Annotated in this window: 23 protein-coding genes; 6 read left to right on the top strand and 17 right to left on the bottom strand. The window is 73.9% G+C overall.

Annotated elements, in window-relative coordinates; translation table 11 throughout:
- Nucleotides 1–47: 47 nt before the first annotated feature.
- The 5 genes from LN037_RS05895 to LN037_RS05875 all read right to left on the bottom strand — a co-directional run bounded on the left by LN037_RS05895 (nt 48) and on the right by LN037_RS05875 (nt 3,524).
- Nucleotides 48–353, bottom strand: a complete 306-nt coding sequence (locus LN037_RS05895) for a hypothetical protein (protein WP_230750744.1) — start codon at nt 351–353, stop codon at nt 48–50.
- 108 nt (nt 354–461) lie between these two features.
- Nucleotides 462–1,625 carry a WXG100-like domain-containing protein gene (locus LN037_RS05890; protein ID WP_230750742.1) on the bottom strand — a complete coding sequence of 388 codons (1,164 nt, stop codon included), beginning with the start codon at nt 1,623–1,625 and terminating at the stop codon, nt 462–464.
- Nucleotides 1,625–1,984, bottom strand: a complete 360-nt coding sequence (locus tag LN037_RS05885; protein WP_230750740.1) for a hypothetical protein — start codon at nt 1,982–1,984, stop codon at nt 1,625–1,627. The genes LN037_RS05890 and LN037_RS05885 overlap by 1 nt, the downstream gene beginning before the upstream one ends.
- A 41-nt stretch (nt 1,985–2,025) precedes the next feature.
- Complete coding sequence (locus LN037_RS05880; protein WP_230750738.1) at nt 2,026–2,694, bottom strand: hypothetical protein; 669 nt, start codon at nt 2,692–2,694, stop codon at nt 2,026–2,028.
- Nucleotides 2,691–3,524, bottom strand: a complete 834-nt coding sequence (locus LN037_RS05875; RefSeq protein ID WP_230750736.1) for an EamA family transporter — start codon at nt 3,522–3,524, stop codon at nt 2,691–2,693. The genes LN037_RS05880 and LN037_RS05875 overlap by 4 nt, the downstream gene beginning before the upstream one ends.
- Before the next feature lie 209 nt (nt 3,525–3,733).
- Between LN037_RS05875 and LN037_RS05870 the strand changes: the two genes are divergently transcribed.
- Entirely contained in the window at nt 3,734–4,501 is a 768-nt protein-coding gene (locus LN037_RS05870) for an SAM-dependent methyltransferase (protein ID WP_230750734.1), read from the top strand.
- Here the strand turns inward: LN037_RS05870 and LN037_RS05865 are convergent.
- On the bottom strand, nt 4,498–4,671 hold the full coding sequence (locus tag LN037_RS05865) for a hypothetical protein (protein ID WP_230750732.1): 174 nt from the start codon (nt 4,669–4,671) through the stop codon (nt 4,498–4,500). The genes LN037_RS05870 and LN037_RS05865 overlap by 4 nt on opposite strands.
- A 67-nt stretch (nt 4,672–4,738) precedes the next feature.
- Nucleotides 4,739–5,524: a HemK2/MTQ2 family protein methyltransferase gene (locus LN037_RS05860; RefSeq protein ID WP_230750730.1), complete on the bottom strand. Its 786-nt coding sequence runs from the start codon at nt 5,522–5,524 to the stop codon at nt 4,739–4,741.
- A gap of 259 nt (nt 5,525–5,783) precedes the next feature.
- Here LN037_RS05860 and LN037_RS05855 point away from each other — a divergent pair, with 259 nt between their 5' ends.
- Entirely contained in the window at nt 5,784–6,788 is a 1,005-nt protein-coding gene (locus LN037_RS05855; protein ID WP_230750728.1) for an iron-containing redox enzyme family protein, read from the top strand.
- Here LN037_RS05855 and LN037_RS05850 read toward each other — a convergent pair.
- From LN037_RS05850 to LN037_RS05810, 9 genes are all read right to left on the bottom strand, one after another.
- On the bottom strand, nt 6,734–6,979 hold the full coding sequence (locus tag LN037_RS05850; protein ID WP_230750726.1) for a CDGSH iron-sulfur domain-containing protein: 246 nt from the start codon (nt 6,977–6,979) through the stop codon (nt 6,734–6,736). The genes LN037_RS05855 and LN037_RS05850 overlap by 55 nt on opposite strands.
- Nucleotides 6,980–7,119: 140 nt before the next feature.
- Nucleotides 7,120–8,892, bottom strand: a complete 1,773-nt coding sequence (locus LN037_RS05845) for an acyclic terpene utilization AtuA family protein (RefSeq protein ID WP_230751123.1) — start codon at nt 8,890–8,892, stop codon at nt 7,120–7,122.
- A gap of 8 nt (nt 8,893–8,900) precedes the next feature.
- Entirely contained in the window at nt 8,901–9,686 is a 786-nt protein-coding gene (locus tag LN037_RS05840) for a TIGR03084 family metal-binding protein (protein WP_230750724.1), read from the bottom strand.
- Between the two features lie 5 nt (nt 9,687–9,691).
- Nucleotides 9,692–10,438, bottom strand: coding sequence for an enoyl-CoA hydratase/isomerase family protein (locus LN037_RS05835; RefSeq protein WP_230750722.1), 747 nt, complete (start codon nt 10,436–10,438; stop codon nt 9,692–9,694).
- Nucleotides 10,435–11,934 (bottom strand): class I adenylate-forming enzyme family protein, encoded by a 1,500-nt coding sequence (locus tag LN037_RS05830; RefSeq protein ID WP_230750721.1) that lies wholly within the window; start codon nt 11,932–11,934, stop codon nt 10,435–10,437. Before LN037_RS05830 ends, LN037_RS05835 begins: the two co-directional genes overlap by 4 nt.
- Nucleotides 11,931–13,868, bottom strand: coding sequence for an acetyl/propionyl/methylcrotonyl-CoA carboxylase subunit alpha (locus LN037_RS05825; RefSeq protein WP_230750719.1), 1,938 nt, complete (start codon nt 13,866–13,868; stop codon nt 11,931–11,933). Before LN037_RS05825 ends, LN037_RS05830 begins: the two co-directional genes overlap by 4 nt.
- 77 nt (nt 13,869–13,945) lie before the next feature.
- Nucleotides 13,946–15,541 (bottom strand): acyl-CoA carboxylase subunit beta, encoded by a 1,596-nt coding sequence (locus LN037_RS05820; RefSeq protein ID WP_230750717.1) that lies wholly within the window; start codon nt 15,539–15,541, stop codon nt 13,946–13,948.
- A 1-nt stretch (nt 15,542) separates the two neighbouring features.
- Complete coding sequence (locus tag LN037_RS05815) at nt 15,543–17,135, bottom strand: AMP-binding protein (RefSeq protein WP_230750715.1); 1,593 nt, start codon at nt 17,133–17,135, stop codon at nt 15,543–15,545.
- Nucleotides 17,135–18,286 (bottom strand): acyl-CoA dehydrogenase family protein, encoded by a 1,152-nt coding sequence (locus tag LN037_RS05810; protein ID WP_230750713.1) that lies wholly within the window; start codon nt 18,284–18,286, stop codon nt 17,135–17,137. Before LN037_RS05810 ends, LN037_RS05815 begins: the two co-directional genes overlap by 1 nt.
- Before the next feature lie 99 nt (nt 18,287–18,385).
- On the opposite strand from LN037_RS05810, the gene LN037_RS05805 reads away from it, so the two are divergent.
- The 3 genes from LN037_RS05805 to LN037_RS05795 all read left to right on the top strand — a co-directional run bounded on the left by LN037_RS05805 (nt 18,386) and on the right by LN037_RS05795 (nt 21,927).
- Entirely contained in the window at nt 18,386–19,051 is a 666-nt protein-coding gene (locus LN037_RS05805; RefSeq protein ID WP_230750711.1) for a TetR/AcrR family transcriptional regulator, read from the top strand.
- A 192-nt stretch (nt 19,052–19,243) separates the two neighbouring features.
- A complete protein-coding gene (locus tag LN037_RS05800; RefSeq protein WP_230750710.1) occupies nt 19,244–20,908 on the top strand; it encodes an AMP-binding protein in 1,665 nt (554 codons plus the stop codon).
- 2 nt (nt 20,909–20,910) lie between these two features.
- Entirely contained in the window at nt 20,911–21,927 is a 1,017-nt protein-coding gene (locus tag LN037_RS05795) for an LLM class F420-dependent oxidoreductase (protein ID WP_230750708.1), read from the top strand.
- A gap of 70 nt (nt 21,928–21,997) precedes the next feature.
- On the opposite strand, the gene LN037_RS05790 is transcribed toward LN037_RS05795, so the two are convergent.
- Entirely contained in the window at nt 21,998–22,618 is a 621-nt protein-coding gene (locus tag LN037_RS05790) for a TetR/AcrR family transcriptional regulator (protein WP_230750706.1), read from the bottom strand.
- 101 nt (nt 22,619–22,719) lie between these two features.
- On the opposite strand from LN037_RS05790, the gene LN037_RS05785 reads away from it, so the two are divergent.
- Nucleotides 22,720–23,280 carry a hypothetical protein gene (locus tag LN037_RS05785; RefSeq protein ID WP_230750704.1) on the top strand — a complete coding sequence of 187 codons (561 nt, stop codon included), beginning with the start codon at nt 22,720–22,722 and terminating at the stop codon, nt 23,278–23,280.
- Nucleotides 23,281–23,363: the final 83 nt, after the last annotated feature.

The following is a 23,363-nucleotide window of genomic DNA, read 5'->3' as shown; positions in this document are numbered from 1 at the left end:
CGGCTTACCGCCCGCCTGCGTCGAGCGACGCGGATGACCCGGGACGGTCAGCCCTCGGGCCCGAGCGCCCCGGTATCTCCCGCGCGGTAGTCGGCCGCGGTCGCCCGGAGCGCCCCGCCCAGCGACCCGAGCCCGGTCGCCTCCCGGCCGATGGCGGTGACCCCCTCGGCCGCCTTCGGGTCGTACTGCGCCGCGAACGTCCGCCCCTGCTCGTCGTCGCCGGCCACGTCGCCGAGGCCGGCGAGGGCCGACCGGAGCGCGGCGGCGGCCTCGACGGCGATCCGCCCCGCCTCGTCGAACTGCGCCGCCGCCGCCTCGAGATCCTCGGGCCGGGTGCCGAATGCGCCAGTCACGACGCCGAGCGTAGGAACGTCGGGGCCGTCCGTGGGCCGGTTTCGACGAAGTGGCGTGACTGCCACTGGATGACAGCAACGACGCTTTCCTGCCACGAGGAGGCGGCGTCACGGCCAGAAGATGCTCCCCTCGTCGAACACGAACCGGATCGACGTCGGCAGCTCCAGCTTCTCGGCCTTCGCCCGCAGGACGGCGGCGAGCAGGCCCTTCCCGGCCTCGTCGACGTCGAGCGCGATCATGCGGCCGTCGACCACCAGGTCGCCGCCGCCCTGCCGGGCCAGCCGGCCGCTGCCCTCGAGTACCGCCGCCTCCACCGAGGACGCCGACGACACCTCGGGGACCGTCAGCTCCACGAACCGCCCGCGGTCGCCCGCGTCGGCGCGCACCAGCGCGCCGGCGTCGGCCCGCGCGTGGACGCTCATGCCCTCGGACTCCAGCAATCGGGCGGTCGGCACCTGCTCGGGCGAGAACGTCGCGCCGGGCGACTCGTGCACCCCGGGCCGGAACAGCGGGCCGAGCGCGCCGCGCGACGCCGGGTCGAGCGCGGCGGAGATGCGGCCGTCGAGCGCGCCGAGGTCGTCGGCGATGCCTCGCGGTGCGGCCGGACCCGGGCCGGGGGAGGGGACGGCGAGACCGCGGGCGATCCCGCCGAGCACGCCCCCGAACGCCCCGCCCGCCACGGCGGCGGACCCGGCCTCGTCGAGCGAGTACCCACCGCGACCGAACGCCTCGACACGCAGCGGCTGGGCGACCGCCAGGTCGATCGCGGCCGCCTCGACGGCGCCGAACACGGCGCCCACCACCACACCGCCGAGGATCGCCGCGGCGGTCGCCGAGAGCTCCACGCCGATCGCGGTCGCGGCGGCGACGAGTCCCGCGCTCACCGCGCCGGCGGCGGCGGCGGAGGTGCCGAACGTCAGCCAGGCGAGCCCCACCCCGGCGACGATCGTCGCGCCCGCGGTCACCGCCAGCTCCGTGACCCGCGCCCGCGCGTCCTCCACCGCCTCGGCGAACCGGGTCAGCGCGACGCCGAGGGCCCGGCAGCCGGCGGCGTCGTCGCGCAGGGCGGCCTCGTGCGCGGTCCAGGTCGCGGCGAACCGGTCCGCCGCCCCGCCCGCCCACGTCGCCCGCGCCTGCGCCGTTGCCGACCCGCCGACCTCGCGGGCGCGGTCCAGCTCGACCGCGGCCCGGTCCCACGCACCTGCGGCCGCCCGGAGCCGCTCCGGGTCCGCCGCGGGCCACCACAGACCGACCTCCTCGACGACGTCCATCACGCCGCCCGCGCGGTGATCACCTGGCCGTGCGCGGCCGTGACGACGACGACCGCCGCGCCGGTCAGCGTCCAGGTCTCGCTGCGCTCGTCGTAGGTCGACGACGCCGGGGCGGCCAGCGTCCGGGCGATCGCGTCGAGCGAGACGGCGGACCAGTCGATGCGGCGGAACCCGTAGTAGCGGTTCCCGCACAGCAGCGCCGAGGACCCCGAGGCCTCCGGACCGCGCGCGAACACCCGCACCACCTGGTCCTCGGGCGTGGACGCGCCGCAGATCTCCGGTGGCTCGGCGAGAGCCGGGGGCGCGCCGACCAGCACGGCGAGCAGGGCGAGCACGGCGACGACGACGGAGCGGACCACGATGACCTCCACGACTGCGGGCCGCGTCGATCACGGCCCCCTCACTGCCTTGGAGTGCCGTCGGCCCCGATCGGTTCCGTCGAATTCCCGGCGCCCGCGATCAGCGTCGTGATCCGCACCCAGGACGGTGCGGTCGGCGTCGACCCGAAACCGAACCGCACCGGCGGCGACACCGGCCGCAGCGCCCCCTGGTCGACGCCGTCGAACGTCGTCGTCGCCGCCTCGATCCGGTGCAGGTCCTGGGCCCCGTAGTACTCGGTGCGCCCGCCGCCCGCGCTGCCGACGGTCCGGACCCCGGGCAGCACCCGCCGCGCGATCGCGTCGATCGTCGCGATCCACCACGGCGCGGTCGCGAGCCGCCACGGCACGGCGTGCAGCAGCACCCCGAGCGGCGACCGCCCGCCGAGGACGAAGCGCGCGGTGAGCGGACCCGCCGTCAGGAAGAACTCGGAGCCGACCGAGCGCAGGTCGACCGGGACGTGGCGCACCTCGTCGAAGGTGTACGTCGCGGCCACGAACTCCTCCACGGCGGGCGACGGCGCGAGCAGGAGCCGGTGCCCGTCGGGCCGCTCGACCATGACGTCGGTGAAGGTCCCGAGCGGCGACGAGGGCCAATGTCCGATGACGTAGCGCAGCCCGGACTCCGTGCCGAGCCCGCCGATCCAGCCGTCGAAGCGTTCCACCGCCGCGGGGTGCCCGACCGGGCTCACAGATCCACCAGCACGATCCCGACGACGACGACCGCGGCGGCGACCGCCCGCCGCCACCCGAAGCGTTCGCCGAGGAACAGCGTGCCGAGCACGGCGCCGATGACGATCGAGGTCTCCCGCAGCGCCGCGACCGCCGCCGTCGCCCCGCTGGTCTGGGCGACCAGGACCAGGCCGTACGCCGCGAGCGACACGAGCCCGCCGAGGAAACCGATCGCCACCGACGACCACGGCACCCGTAGCAGCCCGCGGCCGCGCCGGACGAGGGCGAGTACGGGCATCACCGGACCCTGCACCAGGAACATCCAGGCGGCGTAGACCGCGACCGGCGTCGTCGCCACCGCGGCCGCGTCGACCAGGGTGTAGCCGGCGATGAACAGGCCGGTCGCGACCGCGGCCCCGAGCGCGGGCAGCGCGGCCCGCGTCGGCCGCCCGCCGTCGAGGGCCAGCGACACCAGCCCGAGGGAGATCACGACGACGCCGAGCAGCTCCGACCACGGCAGTCCGCCGCCGAACACGACCTCGTACAGCGCGACGACCCACGGCGCCGTCCCGCGGGCCACCGGGTAGACCTGGCTGAACTCGCCGAGCTGATAGCTCGCCCAGAGCAGCAGCGTGTAGCCGACGTGGAGCGCGGCGGACACGAGCACGAACGGCCAGGCGTGCGCCGGCGGCGGACCCAGGACGAGCGCGGCCCCGCCGCCGACCACGACGTAGGACAGACCGATGAGCGCGAACCCGACGAGGCGGTCGGCGACCCCGTGGGCGATCGCGTTCCACGTCGCGTGCAGGACGGCGGCGAGCAGGGTGAGGGCGATGACGGCGGGGGACACCGGCGGCTCCTGGGCGTCGGCCCGCACTCCGGGTGCGGGCGCGTCGGGATCGGAGCCCTCGGGGTTTCTCTCCCGTCAGGTGTCGGCCGTGGGCCGTGGCGCCGCTCGGTCCAGACCCCGGATCGCCCTGGTTGTGGGTCGGGTGGGCGGGCGTCGGACGGAACCCTAGGCGCAAGCAGGAGGCACCCTACGCTCGTTAGGCTGCGTCCGTGTCGGAGCCGGAACGGGCGAACGCCGCGCGGATGTACGACCACATGCTCGGCGGGGCGCACAACTTCGCCGTCGACCGCGCTGCGGTGGCGCGGGTCGTGGCGAGCCGGCCCGACGCGATCCGCGCGACGTGGGAGACCCGCGACTTCATGCGCCGCGTGGTCACGTGGTGCGTCGAGCAGGGGATCGACCAGTTCCTCGATCTCGGCTCGGGCGTGCCGTCGGTGGGCAACGTCCACGAGATCGCCCACGCCGTCGACCCGGCGGTCCGGGTCGCCTACGTCGACAACGAGGCGGTGGCGGTCAAGCACGCCGAGGAGATCACGGCGCCCCTGGACACGGTGAGCATCTCCCAGCGCGACCTGCGTGACGCCCGGTCGGTCCTCGGCGCCCCCGGGGTCGCCGGCCTGCTCGACCTGGACCGCCCGGTCGCCCTCCTCGCCCTCGCCGTCCTGCACTTCGTGCCGGGCGACCTGGGCGGGACGTTGACGCCCTACCTGCGCCACCTGTCGTCGGGAAGCGTGCTGGCGGTGAGCCACGCGAGCAACGACCACAGCGACCCGGAGCTCACCGCCCGTCTGGAGTCGGTGGCCCGCGCCTACGGCGACACCGACGCGCCGCCGACCCTGCGTTCGCGTACCGAGATCACGGCGCTCTTCGACGGGCTCGAGATCGTCCCGCCCGGCGTCGTCGACCTCACCGACTGGCCGGAGCCCCGTCCCGGGATCGAGCCGATCGGGGCCTACGGCGCGGTCGGGCGCGTCTAGCGGACCAGCCCGCCGAACGTCATGTACTTGTGGCCGCGCGCGGCCAGGCTGATCATGACGCCGCCGACGACGGCGAGGACCGCGCCGATCGCGGCCTCGTGCAGGACGAACGACGTCAGGGCCCCGGCGAACACGGCGATGATCAGGGTGTCCCGGAGGAAGCGCAGCACGCGGCGGACGCTAGTCGGACACGGTCGTCGCCACCGGCGGGATCACCCGGACGGGCCTGGTCGTGTCCTACGCGCTCTCGAGCGCCGCGGCGGCCAGCGGGCGACGGGCCCGCACGACGACGAGCTCCTCGGTGCGCCGCCCGGGCTCGATGAGGCCGCGCTGCTCGAGCAGCTCCGCCCGCGCCGTGAACACCGGGCCGAACGGGTGCTCGCAGCGGGCGGCGACGTCGGCCTCGAGACCGTGCGCGGCCAGGCGCTGCAGTGAGGTGGCCACCCCGTTGATCGCCGAGTGCACGAGCAGCAGGCACCCGCCGGGGGCGAGGACCTGCGGGGCCGCGTCGATCACGCGGTCGAGCACGGTGCGGCCGTCGAGCCCGCCGTCGAAGGCGCGCATCGCGCCCCGCGTCGGCAGCGCGGCGTCCGCGGCCGGGACGTAGGGCGGGTTGGAGACGACGAGGTCGTACTGCTTCCCGACGACGGGTGCGGCCAGGTCGCCCCGGTGCAGCCGGACCCGGCGGCGCAGCCGCCGCCCGTTGGCCCACGCGCTCGCGAGGGCGCGCCGCGAGACGTCGACGGCGGTGACGTCCGTCCCCGGCACCCCGGCCGCGACCAGCGACAACGCGCCCGTCCCGGAGCAGAGCTCGAGCACCCGGCGTCCGGGGGGAGACTCGTGCAGCTCCCGCACGAGGACGTCGGCGAGCAGCCAGGTGTCGCGCTGCGCGGGGTAGACGCCCGGGCCGCGCAGCACCGGCAGGTGCGCGCGGGTCCCGTCGGCGCGGTGGATCGGGACGATGACGTCGGGGACGACCGGCTCGGTCACGGTGGGGCGCGGGGTGGGCAGGGAGATCGACATGCGCATGCTCCTCGGCGGGCACGGGGGACGGCACGGAACGGCTCGGACGCGTGCCGGCGGCCGGTTCACCACCGGCGGCCGGGCGTCCCCGGTGCACAGCTGCACACTCAACCGCCGGGGACGGAGATGGGCGGGTGTTACCCGCTGGTCACGAGCACCGACCGTCGGATCCGATGTGATGCACACGCCGCGTATCCGGGGTGCGGCGACGGGTAGCCGGGCCGCTCGATCGCACCGACCCGTCGTCGAGGAGACCCGAGTGACCGACGTCCTCAGCCCGCCCGTCGCCCGCGCCGACGCCCTGCCGTCGGCGCGTGGACCCGTCTCGTCCGCCGTCATCGACGTGCTGGCGGGACGCCGTCCCGCGGCCGACCTGCCGTCGGACCCCGGGCTCGACCCGTACGGCGAGGACCTGCAGCTCGCGCTCTACGTCCTGTACGAGCTGCACTACCACGGGTTCGCCGAGGTCGACGCCGAGCTCGAGTGGGACCCCGAGCTGCTGCGCCTGCGCCGCTCCCTCGAGCGGACGTTCCTCGACGCCCTGCAGGCCGAGGTGCCCGCCGGTGACGACGTGGACGCCGAGGTCGAGGCGCTGCTCGTCGAGCAGGTCGACGGGGACGGCGCGTCGTGGCGGCTCGCGAAGGACGGACAGCTCTGGCAGCTGCGCGAGTACGTGATCCACCGGTCGATCTACCACCTCAAGGAGGCCGACCCGCAGGCGTGGGTGATCCCGCGCATCGACGGGCAGGCCAAGGCGTCGCTGGTGACCGTCGAGCACGACGAGTTCGGCGGCGGCCGCGCGGAGCGGGTGCACGCGAAGGTCTTCGCCGACATGATGGACGAGCTCGGCCTCGACCCCCGCTACCACGGCTACCTCGAGGCGGCGCCCGCCGAGGCGCTCGCGCCGGTCAACCTGATGTCGCTGTGCGGGCTGCACCGCCGGTGGCGCGGGGCGTCGGTGGGTCAGTTCGCGCTGATCGAGGTGACGTCGTCACCCGGGTCGGCGCGCCTGGTCAAGGCGATGCAGCGGCTGGGCCTCTCCGAGGCGGCGACCGCCTTCTACGTCGAGCACGTCGAGGCCGACGCGGTGCACGAGCAGCTGGTGCGGCGCGGTCTGCTGGCCGACCTCGTGGCGCGCTCGCCGGAGCTGGCGCCGGACGTGGTCTTCGGGATGCGCGCCCTCACCCTGCTCGAGGACCGCCTCGGCGATCACCTCATGCGGTCCTGGGAGGCCGGGTCGTCGTCGTTGCGCACCCTGGTCTGACGCACCTTCGTGCGGTGGCTCGTGTCGCAGAACGGGAAGCGCTTGCTCCGCCGGCACGTGCACACCGCGACCACCGGCCGCTCGGAGCGCACGATCTCGCCGTCGGGGGTCTCCAGCTCCACGGGCCCCTCGACGAGCATCGGCCCGCCGTCGGTCAGGGTCACGCGGGGAACACGGTCGGGGTGCGACATGCGAGGCGGCTACCCGGAGGGCCGCTGCGCTCGCACGTGATCCGTGGCGGGCCTCCTCGCGGGGCCGAGATCCTGTTCTGCGGAGCGATGTGCTCGCTGAGCGAGCACGTCGCTCCGCAGGTGAGGATCTTCCCGCCCGATCACCCCACCAGGGACTCCGGCACGTCGACGAGCCGACTCCGGAGGTACTCGCCGAGCCCCTTGGCCTGCGGGTCGGGCCGGGTCGAGGAGGCGACGCCGTCACCGAGGATGCCGTGCACGACGACGTTGACGGCCCGCAGGTTCGGCAGCGGGTGCACCTCGATCGCCAGGTCGGCGACCTCCGGACCGAGCAGGTCCCGCACCCGGTCCGGCGTCAGGAAGTCCTGCAGCCAGACGTGCGCGGCCTCCGTCCGGGCCCACAACCCGATGTTCGCGTTCCCGCCCTTGTCGCCCGAGCGTGCGCCGACCACCGTTCCGAGGGGCACACGGCGGGTCGGACCCTCCACCCCGTGTGGCAGGAAAGCGTCGTTGCTGTCACTGGACGACAGCAACGACGCCGTGCTGTCACCGGAGGTGGGCGGGTCGACCACCACCCGACGCTCCCCGTCCGGCAGCACCACGGTCTGCGTCACGGCCGAGCGCGGCACCGCGGCCGGTCGGTAGACGCCGAACGCCGACTCGGCACTCGGTGGCGTCGTGGTGTGGAAGCCCGCGTAGCCGCCGAGGGCGAGTTCCATCGTCGCGTTGGAGAACGAGCGGCCGACGACGCGCGGGTCGGGGTCCTTCACCGTGACCTTGAGGTGCGCGGTGGCCTCGGCGTTCGACGCGGCGTCGGGGTGGTCGAAGCGCAGCAGCCGGACGTCGACCTCAGCGAACCGGTCCCGCCCACCCAGCACCTCGAAGAGCATCTGCTCGGCGAACGCGGCCTTCGCCTCGATGTCCAGCCCGGTGAGCACGAGCGTCATCGAGTTCCGGTAGCCGCCCGCGTCGTTCAGCGCCACCTTCAACGTCTCCGGCGGCGCCGATCCGCGCACCCCGGAGACGCGCACGCGGTGTCCGCCCTCCTGGGTCAGCGCGATCGTGTCGAAGTGCGTGGTGCAGTCCGGCCCGAGGTAGGCGGGCGCCGCGATCTCGTAGAGCAGCTGCGCCGTGACGGTGCCGACCGACACCAGCCCGCCCGTGTCCGGGTGCTTCGTGATCACCGACGAGCCGTCGGCCTCCACCTCCGCGATCGGGAACCCCGGGTACCGGCGGTCGGTGAGCTCGTCGAGGAACGCGTAGTTCCCGCCGCACGCCTGCGGCCCGCACTCGATGACGTGTCCCGCGACCACGGCGCCCGCCAGCGCGTCGAACGCGTCGCGCGACCACCCGTGCCACCACGCGGCCGGCCCCACCACGAGCGACGCGTCGGTGACCCGGCCGGTCACGACGACGTCGGCGCCCGCCGCGAGGGCCTCCGCGATGCCCCACCCGCCCAGGTAGGCGTTGGCCGACACGGGCTTCCCGACGACGGGTGGCTCGACCGACTCGAGCGACCCCCGGAGGTCGTCGCCCTCGACGTACGCGATGCGCGCCCCCGTCCCGAGGTCGCTCAGCGCCGCCGCCAGCCCGGCCGGGTTCAGCCCGCCCGCGTTGGAGACGACCTTCACCCCGCGGGCGACGCAGTCGGCGAGCACGTCGCGCATCTGCGTCAGGAACGTCTTCGCGTACCCGGCGTCGGGGTCCTTCGCCTGCGCCTTGGCGAGGATCAGCATCGTCAGCTCGGCGAGGTAGTCGCCGCACAGGACGTCGACGGGCCCCCCGTCGAGCATCTCCCGCGCCGCGTTGAGGCGGTCGCCGTAGAACCCCGAGATGTTGCCGATCCGCACCGGGCGCCCGCCGTGAGGGAAGGATCCGAGCGCTCTCGTGGCGGCAGGGTTCCCCTCACGCATGGGAGTGCTCACCGCGGCTTCCTCCCCGTCCCCGCCTCGCCCGCGAACGCCTGCCCGATCCGCGCCCACTCCGTGGCGGCCTCGCCCACGACCGTCAGGGAGAGGTCGTCCCGGTGACGCCGCTGCGTGATGAGCAGCGCGAAGTCCTCCGCCGGACCCGTGATCCGGTCGGGGGCGTCCTCCGGGCCCCACGTCCACGTCGACCCGTCGGGCGCCGCGAGCTCCACCCGGACCGGCACCTCGGGCATCGGCAGCCCGTGCGCCGCGTAGCTGAACGCCCGCGCGCCGACGCCGATGTGGGCCACGTGCCGCAGCCGGTCGGACGGGGCGTGCGTCGCGCCCACCGCGTCGTACACGTCCTGCGCGTGCGCCCAGGTCTCCATGATCCGCGCCGTCAGGGACGACGCCGCGCTCATCGCCGGCCCGAACCACGGCACCCGGGCCTTCGGGTCGAGCTCCCGGAAGGCGGCGATCAGCCGGGCCCGGGCGTCGTCGAACCAGGCGAGCATCTCCGCGCCCGGCATCGACCGGTACCGGAGCACGACCGCGTCGGGCGTGACCCCGCCCTCCGCGTCCATGGCGGCCTTCTCCGCCGCGAACGCCTCGGGGTCGGTGGCCGAGCGCAGGGCGACGTCGTCGAAGAACGCCAGGTGCGAGACCTGGTCGAGGATCGTCCAGCCCTCGGCGGGCGTGTCGAGGCGCCACTGCTCCTCGGACAGCCCGGCCAGCACGGACCGCAGCTCGGCGGACTCGGCCGCGAGGTCGTCGGCGAGCGCGTCCATCGACACCGGCATCGGTGCTACCTCCCCGTCCAGACCGGCGCGCGCTTGTCGCGGAACGCCGCCGGCCCCTCCTGTGCGTCCGCCGACCGGTAGACCGGCGCCCAGATCTCCTCGGCCCGCTCGTACACGTCGGGCCGGGAGAGGTACGCCGTCTGCTTACCAGCACGGACCGACAACGGGGCGTTCGCCGCGATCGTCCGCGCCAGCGCCCGGGTCCGGTTCCGCAGCTCCGCGGCCGGCACCACGTGGTTCACCAACCCCACCTCGCGTGCCCGCGCGGCGTCCAGCGGGTCGCCGGTCAGCAGGATCTCCATCGCCACCCGCGGCGGCACCAGCCACGACAGCGGCGCCGCCCACGGCGACCCGCGCCCGACCTTCACCTCCGACACCGCGAACCGCGCGTGCTCGGCCGCGACGACGAGGTCGCACTGCTGCGCGAGCAGGAACCCGCCGGCGTAGGCGACCCCGTTGACGGCGGCGATCGTCGGCTTCGGCACGTCGATGTTGCGCCCGAACTGCGGCAGGAAGTCCGGCGGCGGGATCTCCAGCGAGGTCTCCGCCATCTCCTTGAGGTCGCCGCCCGCGCAGAAGGCCTTCTCCCCGGCGCCGGTCAGCACCAGCACCGCCGCGGTGTCGTCGTCGACGAAGCGCCGCGTGCCCTCCCACAGCCCGTCGCGGACCTCCCGCGACAGCGCGTTCCGTGCCTCGGGCCGGTCGATCGTCAACCAGGCGACGCCGTCGTCGACCTCGTAGACCACACTCACGGGAACATCCTCCGCAGGTCGGGCCGGTTCAGCTTGCCGCTGCCGGTGCGGGGCAGCGCATCGACGATCTCGATCCGCCGCGGTCGGTGCATGCCCTGCAGGTCGGGGTGCTCGGCGCACCACCGGTGCAGCGCCTCGACGGTGACGCCGTCGCGACGCGGCACCACCACGGCCGTCACCTGCTCCACCCACCGTTCGTGGGCGGTGCCGATGACGGCGACCTCCGCCAGGTCGGGGTGGCCCGCGAGGTGCTCCTCGACCATCTGCGGGAACACGTTCTCGCCGCCGGAGACGATCATGTCGTCGATCCGGTCGACGTAGTAGAGGTAGCCGTCGGCGTCCCGGGACATGAGGTCGCCGGTGCGGAACCAGCCGTCGACGAACTTCTCCGAGGCGTCCACGCCCCAGTACCCGGGCGTCACGGCGTCGCCCCGCACCCACAGCTCGCCCACGCCCGGGTCGCCGGGCGCGAGGTCGGGCGAGCCGTCCACCGGCACCAGGCGCGTCCGCACGATCTGGTCCAGGGCCCGGCCCATCGAGTCCGGACGACGGGTCTCGCCGGCGCGGTAGGTGACGACCAGACCGCTCTGCTCGGTCTGCCCGTAGATCTCGGTGCCGAGAATCCCGGTCCCCTCCGAGAGCCGCCCGATCGCCGCCGTCGGGGTCCGCGAGCCGCCGAACATGCAGACCCGGAACGAGTCCAGGACGACCGGCTGGTCCACCGTCCGGTTCCCGACGTCGATCATCATCGTCGAGATCAGTCCGCCGTAGGTCGGGCGCAGCTCCTCCACCAGTTCCAGCCAGCGCACCACGTCCCAGCGCGGCATGAAGGTGATCTGACCGCCCCGCAGCAGCATCGGCAGGCTCGCGAGCTGCAGGCCGCCCACGTGGAACATCGGCATGCAGTTGAGGACGTGGTCCTCGCCGGTCAACGCGTAGACCTCGATCGCGCCGTCGACCTGCGCGGCGATGTTGCGGTGCGTCTGCCGCACACCCTTCGGCACACCGGTCGACCCCGACGTGTACATCAGCAGCGCGTCGTCGCCGTCCAGACGCGGCACCACGCCCTCGAGCGGCGCCGCCCCGGCGACCGCGGTCGCGAAGGAACCCTCCCGACCCGTCGTCAGGAAGAGCGGGAGGTCCTCCCCGAGGACCCGCTCGACGCGGACGACGTCGTCCGGCGGCAGGACGACGAGCCGCGCGCCCGAGTCGAGCAGCGCGTGGCGCAGCGGCGCGTCCGGGAAGAGGTAGTTCAGCGGGACGCCGACCGCGCCGGCCTGCCAGCTGCCGACGATCGCGACGAGATACTCGAGGCAGTTCGGCGCCAGGACGGCGACGCGGTCGCCCTCGCCGACGCCGGTGGCCCGCAGGTAGCCGGCGAACCGCGCCACCTGGTCGGCGAACGCCGCGTAGGAGACCTCGGCGGCGTCCAGCCGCAGCGCCACCCGGTCGGCGTGGTCGGCCGCGGCGCGCCGCAGCAACGTCGCGAGGTTCATTCGACGACCGCCAGCACCTGTCGGGTCTCCACCTGGTCACCTGCGCTCACGTGCACCGTGACGACGCCGTCGACCGGCGCCGCGACCGTGTGCTCCATCTTCATGGCCTCCAGGACGACGAGGGCCGCTCCCGCGGCCACGGACTCCCCGCTCGTGGCGAGCACCCGCACCACCGTGCCCGGCATCGGCGCGAGCAGGGACCCGGCGTGCGCGACGGCGTTCGGGTCGGCGAAGCGCGGTACGTCGTCGAACGCGCTCGACCCGTCGGGCCCGTCGACGAACGTCCGCCCGGCGGCGCGGTGGATCCAGTAGGTCCGGCGCACGCCGCCCAGCGTCAGCACCACCTCCGATGGAGAGGCCGACACCAGGCCCACGTCGAGCGGCTCGCCGTCGACCGCGACGGTGAGCCCGGCCCGGCGGAAGGAGTAGGCGACCTCGAGCGTCCGGTCGCCGGCCGTGTACCCGACGGTCTGCGGCGGTCCGCCGACGTTGCGCCATCCCGACGGCAGGTCGCGCAGCACGCGCGCGTCCGCGCGGTGCTGCGCCTGGGCCGCCAGCGCCGCCGCCACCGCCCGCACCCGCTCACCGGCGGACGCACCCGGCGTCAGGAGCTCGGGGTGGCGCGGGAGGTAGCCGGTGTCGGTACCGCCCGCGAGGAACTCCTCGTCGCGCAGGATGCCGACGAGCAGGTCGCGGTTGGTGGTGACGCCGTGGATGCCCGCGCGGGCGAGTGCGCGGGCCAGGGTGCGGGCGGCCTCGGTCCGCGTGGGGCCGTGGGCGATGACCTTGGCGAGCATCGGGTCGTAGTGCGGGCCGACGACCGACCCGTCGGCGACCCCGGCGTCGACCCGCAGCCCGGGCATCGTCGGGATCGCGAACCGGTGCAGGGTGCCGGTCGCGGGCAGGTAGCCGGCCGGGACGTCCTCGGCGTAGAGCCGGACCTCGATGGCGTGCCCGGTGACCTGGGCCGTCCGGGCGTCGTCCGGCAGCGGGTGCCCCTCGGCGATCCGCAGCTGCAGCGCGACCAGGTCCAGGCCGGTCACGAGCTCCGTCACCGGGTGCTCGACCTGCAGCCGGGTGTTGACCTCGAGGAAGAAGAAGCGCCCGTCGCGGTCGAGGACGAACTCGACCGTGCCCGCGCCCGTGTAGCCGATCGCCTTCCCGGCGGCGACGGCGGCGGCGCCCAGCTCGGCGCGCAGGGTCGCGTCGACCGCGGGGGAGGGGCTCTCCTCCACGATCTTCTGGTAGCGCCGCTGGATCGAGCACTCGCGCTCGAAGAGGTGCACGACCTCGCCGTGGGTGTCGCCGACGATCTGCACCTCGACGTGGCGCGGGTCCTCGACGTACCGCTCGAGGAACACGGTGCCGTCGCCGAACGCCGACGCGGCCTCGCGGCGGGCGCCCTCGACGGCGTCGGCCAGGTCGGACGCCCGCCGCACGATGCGCATGCCGCGTCCGCCGCCGCCGAACGCGGCCTTGACCAGCACCGGGAAGTCGAGGTCGGTCGGCAGCTCCGCGCCCTCGGGCAGGAAGGCACCGGGCAGCACCGGCACGCCCGCCGCGTCCATCAGCGCCTTCGCCTCGAGTTTGGAGCCCATCGAGGCGATCGCGTCGGGGGAGGGCCCGACGAACGTCAGCCCGACCGCCGCGCAGTCGCGCGCGAAGCCGGCGTTCTCGGAGAGGAAGCCGTAGCCGGGGTGCACCGCGTCGGCGCCGGTGGCCCGGGCGGCCTCGACCACGAGGTCGGCGCGCAGGTAGGTCTCGGTCGGCGACGCGCCCGGCAGACGCACCGCCTCGTCGGCGAGGGCGACGAACGGGGCGTCGGTGTCCGGGTCGGAGTACACGGCGACGGTGTCGATGCCCAGCGCCTGGGCGGTGCGCATGACGCGCGCGGCGATCTCACCGCGGTTGGCGACCAGCAGCTTGGTGATCATGATGTGCGCTCCGCGCACGTGAGCACTAACGGTCGCTATAGCGACCGATAGTGCTCACCTGGCGAAGCCACCCCCTCTCACATCCGGAAGGTGCCGTAACCACGACGGCCGGCGACGGGGTTCGAGTGGACGGCCGAGAGCGACAGGCCGAGGACGGTGCGGGTGTCGCGGGGATCGACGATGCCGTCGTCGTAGAGCTTCCCGGAGATGAAGAAGCTGTGGGACTCGGCCTCGATCTGCGCCTCGATCGCCCGGGTGCGGGCGGCGTCGGCGTCCTCGTCGAACGGCTTGCCCTGCGACTGCGCCGAGGCCCGCCCGACGATCGACATGACGCCCGCGAGCTGCGCCGCGCCCATCACGGCGAGCTTCGCGCCGGGCCAGGCGAACATCAGCCGCGGGTCGTACGCGCGGCCCGACATGCCGTAATTCCCGGCCCCGAACGACGACGCCATGTTGATCGTCAGGTGCGGCACGGCGCTGTTGGTCACCGCGTTGATCATCTTGGCGCCGTCCTTGATGATCCCGCCCTGCTCGTAGTCCGTGCCGACCATGTAGCCGGTCGTGTTCTGCAGGAAGATCAACGGCGTGTCGGTCTGGTTGGCGAGCAGGATGAACTCGCTGGCCTTCTTCGCCTCCTCGGAGAACAGCACGCCGCGGTGGTTCGCGAGGACCCCGACCGGATAGCCGTGGATGCTCGCCCACCCGGTGACCAGCGAGGTGCCGTAGAGCGGCTTGTACTCGTCGAACTCCGAGCCGTCGACGGTGCGGGCGAGCACCTCGCGCGGGTCGAACGGCACCTTCGGGTCGGGCGGCAGGATGCCGAGGATCTCCTCGGGGTCGTAGCGCGGCGGCGCGTTCTCAGCGGGAAGAGGCCCCAGCTTCCGCCAGTGGAACCGCGACACGATCTCCCGGCCGAGCCGGATCGCGTCGCGCTCGTCGGTGGCGAAGTAGTCCGACAGGCCCGAGACCCGCGAGTGCATCTCGGCGCCGCCGAGCGCCTCGTCGTCGGCGGTCTCCCCGGTCGCCATCCTCACCAGCGGCGGCCCGCCGAGGAACACCTTCGCGGCGCGGTCGACGAGCACGGCGTAGTCGCACATACCGGGCACGTACGCGCCGCCGGCGGTGGAGTTGCCGAACACCAGCGCCACGGTCGGGATCGCCATCGACGACAGCTCGGTGAGCTCGTGGAAGATGCGCCCCGCCGGGACGAACAGGTCCGCCTGCGTGGGCAGGTCCGCCCCACCGGACTCCACCAGGTTGATCACCGGCAGCCGGTTGAGCCGCGCGATCTCCAGCGCCCGCAGCGTCTTGCGCAGCGAGTACGGGTTCATCGCGCCGCCGCGCACCGTCGGGTCGTGGCCGATGACGAGGCACTCGACGCCCGAGACGACCCCGATCCCCGTCAGCACCGAGGCCCCGACCGTGAAGTCGGTGCCCCACGCTGCCAGCGGCGAGAGCTCGAGGAACGGCGAGTCCGGGTCGAGCAGCAGCGCGAGCCGCTCGCGCACCGGCAGCTTCCCGCGGTCGCGGTGCCGCCGGGTGTACCGCTCGCCGCCACCCGCGACGGCGAGCTCGAGCTGCTCGTCGAGCTGGGCGATCACCTCGAGCTGCTGCTTCCGGTTCGACGCGTAGGTCTCCGACGACGGGTCGAGCAGGCTGGTCAGGACGGCCACGTCAGCGTCCTCCGTAGTGCATCGCGTGGGTCTCCCGGACGACGTTCTTCTGGATCTTCCCGGTCGAGGTGCGGGGCAGCTCGGACTCGACGATCACGGCCTTCGGCACCTTGTAGCCGTCGAGGCGGTCCTTGAGCGCCGCGGTGAGCTTCTCGGGGTCGATCGTCGCGCCCGGCTTCGGCACGACGACGGCCGTGATCGCCTCGCTCCACCGCGCGTGCGGCAGCCCGACCACGACGACCTCGGCGACGCCCGGCTCGGCGTCGTACACCGCCCGCTCCACCTCGAGCGACGCGACGTTCTCGCCGCCGGTCTTGATGACGTCCTTCGTGCGGTCGGCGAACCACAGGACGCCGTCCTCGCCGAACCGTCCGACGTCGCCCGAGTGGAACCAGCCGTGGGCGAACGCGGTGGCGGTGGCGGCCTCGTCGTGCAGGTAGCCCTGCATCGTCGACGGCCCGCGGTAGACGATCTCGCCCTGCTCGCCGGGCGGCAGCAGCCCGCCGTCGGGACCCATGACCGCCACCTGCACGCCGGTCAGCGGCGTCCCGACCGACCCGACGTGGCTGAGCTGGTGCTCCGGGCGGAAGAGGGTGGTGATCGGGGACATCTCGGTCTGGCCGAACAGCAGCGCGAAGTCGCACCGGTACCCGTCGAGGCAGGCGCGGATCTGGGCCTCGGGCATCGGCGCCATGGCATAGACGGCGCGCGTCAGCGAGCTCAGGTCGCGGTCGGCGAACGACGGGTGGTCCAGCGCCGCGCGGTACATCATCGGCAGCCCGAAGACCTGCGTGATCCGCTCGGACTCGATCGTCGTCAGGAACCGCTCGGGGTCGAAGCCGCGGTGCACGTGGATCGTCGCGCCGACGGTCACCGCGGGCGTGCAGAACGCGTTGAGCTGCGCGGTGTGGAACATCGGCATCATCGCGAGGAACCGGTCGGCGGCGCTCCAGCCCGAGTCCAGCGCCGCGGACATCGACTCGAGGTGGATGCCGAGGTGCGTCCCGACCACGCCCTTCGGGAACGACGTGGTGCCCGAGGTGTAGAGGTAGCTCAGCGCCGCCCGGTCGTCGATCGCGACCTCGACGGGGGAGTCGTCGTCCGCCTCGAGGTCGGCCAGGGTCAGCCGTGGCCCACCGCTGACGTCCGACGTCAGCGGCGCGCCACGCTCGGTCCCGGGCGCCACGACCACGTCGGCCACGGACGGGACCTTCCCGACGGCGGTCGTGATCGGCTCGAGCAGGTGGCTCTCGACGACGACGCCGCGGGCCTGCGAGTGCCCGAGCACGTAGGCGACCTCGTCGGGACGCCAACCGAGGTTGATCGGCACGCACACGACGCCCGTCCTCGCGCAGGCGTAGTAGACGGCGAGGAACTCGGCGCTGTTGCCGACGGCGAGCGCGAGGGCGTCGCCGACCGCGTAGCCGCGGGCCAGGAGCCCGTGGCCGAGCCGGTTCACCCACGCGTCGAACGCGGCGTAGGTCAGCCGACGGTCACCGTCGACGACGGCGAGCTGCTCCGGCCGTGCGAAGGCGCTGCGGGTCAGGGCGTCGCCGACGTTGACCCGCTGGACGAGGTTCCGCTCGAGATCCATCAGTACGACCTCGGCAGACCCAGGCTGTGCTGCGCCACGAAGTTCAGCACCATCTCGCGGTTCACCGGCGCGATCCGCAGCAGGCGGGCGAGGCCCCAGTAGGGGAGCAGGCCGAACTCCTGCGAGACCCCGTTGCCGCCGTGGGTCTGCATCGCGGCGTCGCAGGCGGCGAGCGCGGCCTCGGCGGCGGCGTACTTCGCCATGTTCGACGCCTCACCGGCCGGGAGCCCGCGGTCGTGCAGCCAGGCGGCCTTCTGCGTCATGAGGGCGGCCAGCTCGGTCTCGATCCTGGCCTTCGCCAGCGGGTGGGCCACGCCCTGGTGGGCGCCGATCGGGCGGTCCCAGACCTGGCGGTCGTTGGCGTAGCGGGCGGCCTTCGCCAGCGCGTACCGGGCGATGCCGACGCACAGCGCCGCGCCGGTGATGCGCTCCGGGTTGAGGCCGTGGAAGACCTGCTTGAAGCCCTGGTTCTCGTCGCCGACCAGCGCCGACGCGGGCACCCGCACGTCGTCGAACCGCAGCGTGAACTGCTTCTCGGGCAGGAGCACGTCCACCGGCAGCGGCACCTTCTGCAGGCCGGGGGCGTCGGTGGGGACGAGGAAGAGCGAGAGCTGCGCCTTCCCCGACGGGTCGGTCCCGGTCCGCGCGACGAGCAGCAGCGCCTCGGCGTCGTCGACCCCGGAGATGTAGTACTTCTCGCCGCGGATCACCCACTCGTCGCCCTCGCGGCGGGCGGTGGTCGAGAGCCGGTGGGTGTTCGAGCCGGCGCCCGGTTCGGTGATCGCGAAGACCACCTTCTCCCGGCCGGACGCGAGGCCCGGCAGCCACTCCTTGCGCTGCTCCTCGGTGCCGTACTCGGCGATCACGGCCGCGGAGATCGCGTGGGTGACCAGTAGGAGCAGGATCGGCGCGCCCTGCGCGGCGGTCTCCTCGCAGACGAGCGAGAGCTCGACCATCCCGCCGCCCCCGCCGCCGTACGCCTCGGGGACGGAGACGCCGATGTACCCGGCGTCGCCCAGCGCGTGCCACAGCTCGGTGCACTCGGCGCCCCGGCGGGCGTGGTCGACGTAGTAGTCGCCCCCGAACGGTGCAGACGCCCGCGCGACGGCGGCCCGCAGGTCACGGTGCTCATCGGTCTCCACGAAGTCCACGCCAACTCCCCGCGTTGTGACTGGCCGTTCACTCGCGGCGTACCGTAGCGTCCGCGGGTGTGGGCGGGAAGATGCCCGGAGCCCCTCGGGGAGGCGGACATGAGCGAGGCGGAGCCGACCCTGGCGCTGGCCGGGTCGCCCGGGGCGACCGGGGGGACCGGCACCCGTCGTCGTCGGGACCCCGCCCGCAAGGACCGCATCCTCGCCGCGGCGGCGGAGCTCGTCGCGAAGCACGGCTACCACGCGGTCGGCATGGCCGACATCGGTGCCGCCGCGGGCATCGTCGGGTCCGGCATCTACCGGCACTTCGGCTCGAAGTCGGCCCTGCTCTCCGCGCTGCTCGAGCAGCTGATGGACGAGATGCAGCGCAGCGCGGCGGCCGCGGTGGCCGAGGCCGCGGACGACCGCGACGCCCTCGAGCGGCTCGTGGCGAACCACGTGCGCTTCGCGATCGAGGACCGCCGGCTGCTGCAGGTGTACTACCGCGAGGCCCACCACCTGCCCGAGGAGGACCTCCGACGGCTGCGCCGCGCCCAGCGGCACTACATCGAGGAGTGGGTGATCGTCCTGGCCCCGCTGCGCCGGGAGCTCTCGGACGCGGAGCTGCGCGTGGTGGTGCACGGGGCGCTGGGCACGACGCAGGCGGTGCTGTTCCACCACAGCGGACTCCCGGCCGACCGGCTCGCCGAGATGTTGGTCGGGATGGCGCGCAGCGTGTTGGCGTCGGGGCAGACGTCGCCGGCGCCCGTGCTCGACGAGGGGTGACCGGGGGCGACGCCGCGTGACGCGATGCCGCGGACCACGCGGCAGGAACCGGTGTCGCCCGCACCGGTGCTGCGGCACCGTCCGCGGGTGCCGATCCCGACCGCTTTGTGAATCGCCGATAACTCGGGGCTTGCGTTCACCCGGACCTGCTGGGAATGCTGCACGTCACATCTGCAGCGGCAGGGAGGCCCGGTGGACCTGGACGCCATCACGTTCGACGTCACGACGCTCCGGGGCCGCCGGGCCGTGCACCGGTGGGAGCGCACCTCGGTCGGCGACGTCTTCGAGCGGCTCACCTGGAGCTACCCGGACCAGGTCGCGATCGTCGGCCGCCCGGGCGCCCACGCCGACGCACGGTTCGCCGCCGTGACCTACCGGGAGGCCGACCGCACCGCGAACCGGGTGGCCAACGCCCTGATCGCCCGCGGCCTCGAGCCCGGCGCACGGGTCCTGCTGTTCTGCGAGAACTCGGTCGAGGCCTACCTCGCGAAGGTCGGGATCGCGAAGGCCGGCCTCGTCGCGATGCCGCTCAACCCGAACCTCGCGCCCGACGTCGTCGAGCACCTCATCGCCCACGCCGAGCCCGGGTTCGCGATCGTCGACGCCGAGACCTGGCCGCGCGCCGCGCAGGCCTTCGGGAACGCGGGCCTCGCGCCCGGCGTCACGATCGGCATCGGCGGCGGGCCGGTCGAGGGGAGCCAGGACTTCACCGCCTTCGTCGACGCCGCGGACGACACCGAGCCCGACGTCGAGATCCACGGCGACGACATCTGGGAGATGCTCTTCACCTCCGGGACGACCGCCATGCCCAAGGGCGTGATGATCTCCCACGCGGCGAGCCACTACGCGGCGCTGAACTTCGCGCTCTCGCTCACGCGCGGCTCCGGACTGGAGAACGAGGTCCGCGTCGGCACCTACCTGCCGATGATCTACCACGTCGGCGAGCTGATCTTCGCGCTCTCCGCGTTCGTCGCCGGCGGCACGCTCGTCCTGGGGCGCCGTCCGGTCCCCGCCGACGTCGCCGCGGCCGTGTCCGAGGAGCGGATCACGGCGCTCTGGGCCGGATCCCCGCAGTTCGTCACGGCTCTGACCACCGAGTTCGCGGGGCGCGACGTCTCGTGCCTCGACGTCCTGGTCTACGGCTGGGGCGCGCTGGCGCCGGAGGTCTACGACCGCCTGATGCAGCAGGCCGGGGACCCCGTCGTCCTCGGCATCTTCGGGCAGACCGAGGCCATCGCCTGCTACCGCTTCTGGCCCCGCCGCTGGCCGGAGACCTACGCGGCCACGGCCCCCGTCGTGAACTACGTCGGCCTGCCGAGCCCGCTGCTCGCCTCCGACGTGTTCGACGACGACGGGGTCTCGCTGCGCGACCGCCCGGGCGTACCGGGGGAGGTGGTCTACCGGACCCCGACCGTCACCGCCGGCTACTACAAGAACGAGGCGGCGACCCGCGAGGCGTTCCGCACCGGCTGGTTCCACTCCGGCGACAGCGCCGCCTTCGACGACGACGGCCTGCGCGTGGTGGTCGACCGCATCAAGGACATCGTCAAGACCGGCGGCGAGAACGTGTCCAGCCTGCGGGTCGAGGCGGCGCTCTACGCGCACCCGGCGGTCGAACGGGTCGCGGTGGTCGGGCTCCCGCACGAGCGGTGGGGCGAGGCGGTCACGGCCGTCGTCGTGGCGCGCTCCGAGGTGACGGCCGAGGAACTCGTCGCGCACGCCCGCGAGCGGCTCGGCGGCTACGAGACGCCGAAGGCGGTCGTGTTCACCGACGAACTGCCGGAGACCGTCGGCGGCAAGATCCTCAAGTACAAGCTGCGCGCGCGGTACGCCGACCTGTTCGCCGCGACGGTCTGACCGTGCGGATCGGGGTCAACCTCGGCCACTTCGCGGGCGCGCCCCCGGCCGACCTGGCCGCGCGGCTGCGGGAGATCGACGAGCTCGGCTTCGCGTCGGTGTGGTTCGCCGAGGCGTACGGCTCGGACGTCTTCACCCCGCTGGCCTTCGCCGCGGCGCTGACCTCGCGGGTGCGGCTGGGCACCGCCGTCGCGCAGGTCCCGGCCCGCACGCCGGCGGCCACGGCGATGGCCGCCACCACGCTGGACCACCTCTCCGGCGGCCGCGTCGTGCTCGGCGTGGGCGCTTCCGGTCCGCAGGTGTCGGAGGGCTGGCACGGCGTGCCCTACGCCCGGCCCCTCGCGCGGACCCGCGAGTACGTGTCGGTGGTGCGGCAGGTGCTGGTCCGCGAGGCCCCGGTGCGCAACGACGGCGAGTTCTTCCCGCTGCCCTCACCCGGCTCCGAGCTGGGGAAACCGCTGCGTTCGTCGTTGCACCCGTACCGGTCGGGGCTGCCGGTGCTGCTGGGCGCGGAGGGGCCGCGGAACGTCGCGCTCTCGGCCGAGATCGCCGACGGTTGGCTCGCGATGTTCTTCGCGCCGGCGTTCGACGCCGAGTACCGGCGGGCTCTCGACGACGGGTTCTCCCGTCGCCCGGGCGGTCGCCCCGAGGGCTTCGAGGTGATCGCGACGGTGCCCGTGGTGCTCGACGACGACGTCGAGCGCGCCGCGGACCGGCTCCGTCCCGAGCTCGCGCTGTACATGGGCGGCATGGGTGCGCGCGGCGCGAACTTCCACCACGACGTCTTCGTCCGCATGGGATACGGCGACGTCGCCGAGCGGGTGCAGGACCTCTACCTCCACCACCGCAAGGACGAGGCCGCCGCCGCGATCCCGACGGAGCTGGTCGAGCAGGTCTCGCTCATCGGTCCCGAGGCGAAGGTGCGGCGCGACCTGGACCGGTGGGAGCCGACGGTCGTCGACGAGATCGCGGTGCAGGGCCTGCCCGACGACCTGGCGGCGGTGGCCCGGCTGCTGTGAGGGTGCACCCTCCGGGTGCAAGCAAGGCGTCACTGCTTGCACCCAGCGCCAGGTTTCCCGGCATCGTCGATCAGACCGGCAGGTGCGGCCGGGTCCCCGGGACGTGGACCACGGTGATCAGGCCCTCGACGCCACGCCGGAAGGTGTCCCCGATGTCGCCGGCGTCGTCGATCGACGCCGCGCTCATGGCGCCGTCGCGCAGCATCAGGAAGTGCCGTGCCGCGCGGGCAGGGCGGGCTCCCGGCCCCTCGTCGCGGTAGACCTCGGCGAAGAGGTCCTCCAGAGCGCGGACGAACCACGCCCGGTGGGCGGCGACCTCGCGGTGCACCGCATCGGCGGGGTCGGGGAACTCGGCGGCCGCGCGGAGGAATGCGCACCCGCGGAACCCCGGTCGGGCGAGGTCCTCGCCGATGGACGTGGCCATGGCGCGGAGGGCGTCGGCCGCCGTCGCCGCGCCCTCGGTCGCCGCCTGCACCCGCTGCCGGACCTGCGCGTCGGCGCCGCGCAGATAGGTGAGGACGAGGTCCTCCTTCGACGGGAAGTGCCGGTAGAAGGTCGCCCGGGTCACCCGCGCCTCGGACACGAGCCGGTCCACGCCGACCGCACGGATGCCCTCCCCGTAGAAGAGCTCGCCCGCCCTGGTGAGCAGGCGCTCCCGGGCCTCGGAGCGCGTCGTCTCGGTGGTCGGCACGACCCGGACGTTAGCAGAAAGAACGATCGGTCTTGCGCGAGACGACGAGCTGGTGCAGGCTTGTCGACAGAAAGAATGGTCGTTCTACCTCGGGAGTCACGATGTCGACCGCTGTCTCCGTCACCGCCGCACCTCCGGCGTCGGCCGGCCGGGAGCAGGCCCCGCTCCTGCTCGCGCGGGTCGTCGTCGCTGTCGTGTGGGCGGTCGCCGTCGTGGTCCTCGCACCCGGGGTCGGGCCGGTCGCGGCGGTGCTGCTGGCGCTCTACCCGCTCGCCGACGTCGTCCTCGTCGGCCTGGAGGCGCGCCGGTCCGGCACGACGGCGCGCGTCGGGCTGGTGGCCAACGCGGCGCTCAGCACGGTCGCGGCCGCGGCCCTCGCGGTGGCTGCGACGCACGACGTGCCGAGCGTGCTGCGGGTCTGGGGTGCCTGGGCCGTGCTCGCGGGCCTGGGACAGGCCGTCGTCGCGCTGTCCCGACGACGGGTCCGGCGCGGCCAGTGGCCGTTGGTCGTCAGCGGCGGGCTGTCCTGCGTGGTCGGGGTCGCCTTCGTCGTCATGGCCACCGGGCCTGCTCCCGTGCTGGCGCCCGTGGCCGGATACGCGCTGGCGGGCGCGGCGTTCGCCCTGGTCGGGCTGCTGCGTCTGCGGCGCGCCCGCGCCTGAGCGTCGGTCGCCGGCCGAGACTGTCGGACCCCTGGTGCATCATCCGAACATGAGTTCGAACGACGGAGGATGCGATGTGCCGG

It is taken from the genome of Actinomycetospora soli, from assembly GCF_021026295.1.
Classification (GTDB): domain Bacteria; phylum Actinomycetota; class Actinomycetes; order Mycobacteriales; family Pseudonocardiaceae; genus Actinomycetospora; species Actinomycetospora soli.
This window is presented reverse-complemented; position numbering and strand designations above follow the sequence as displayed.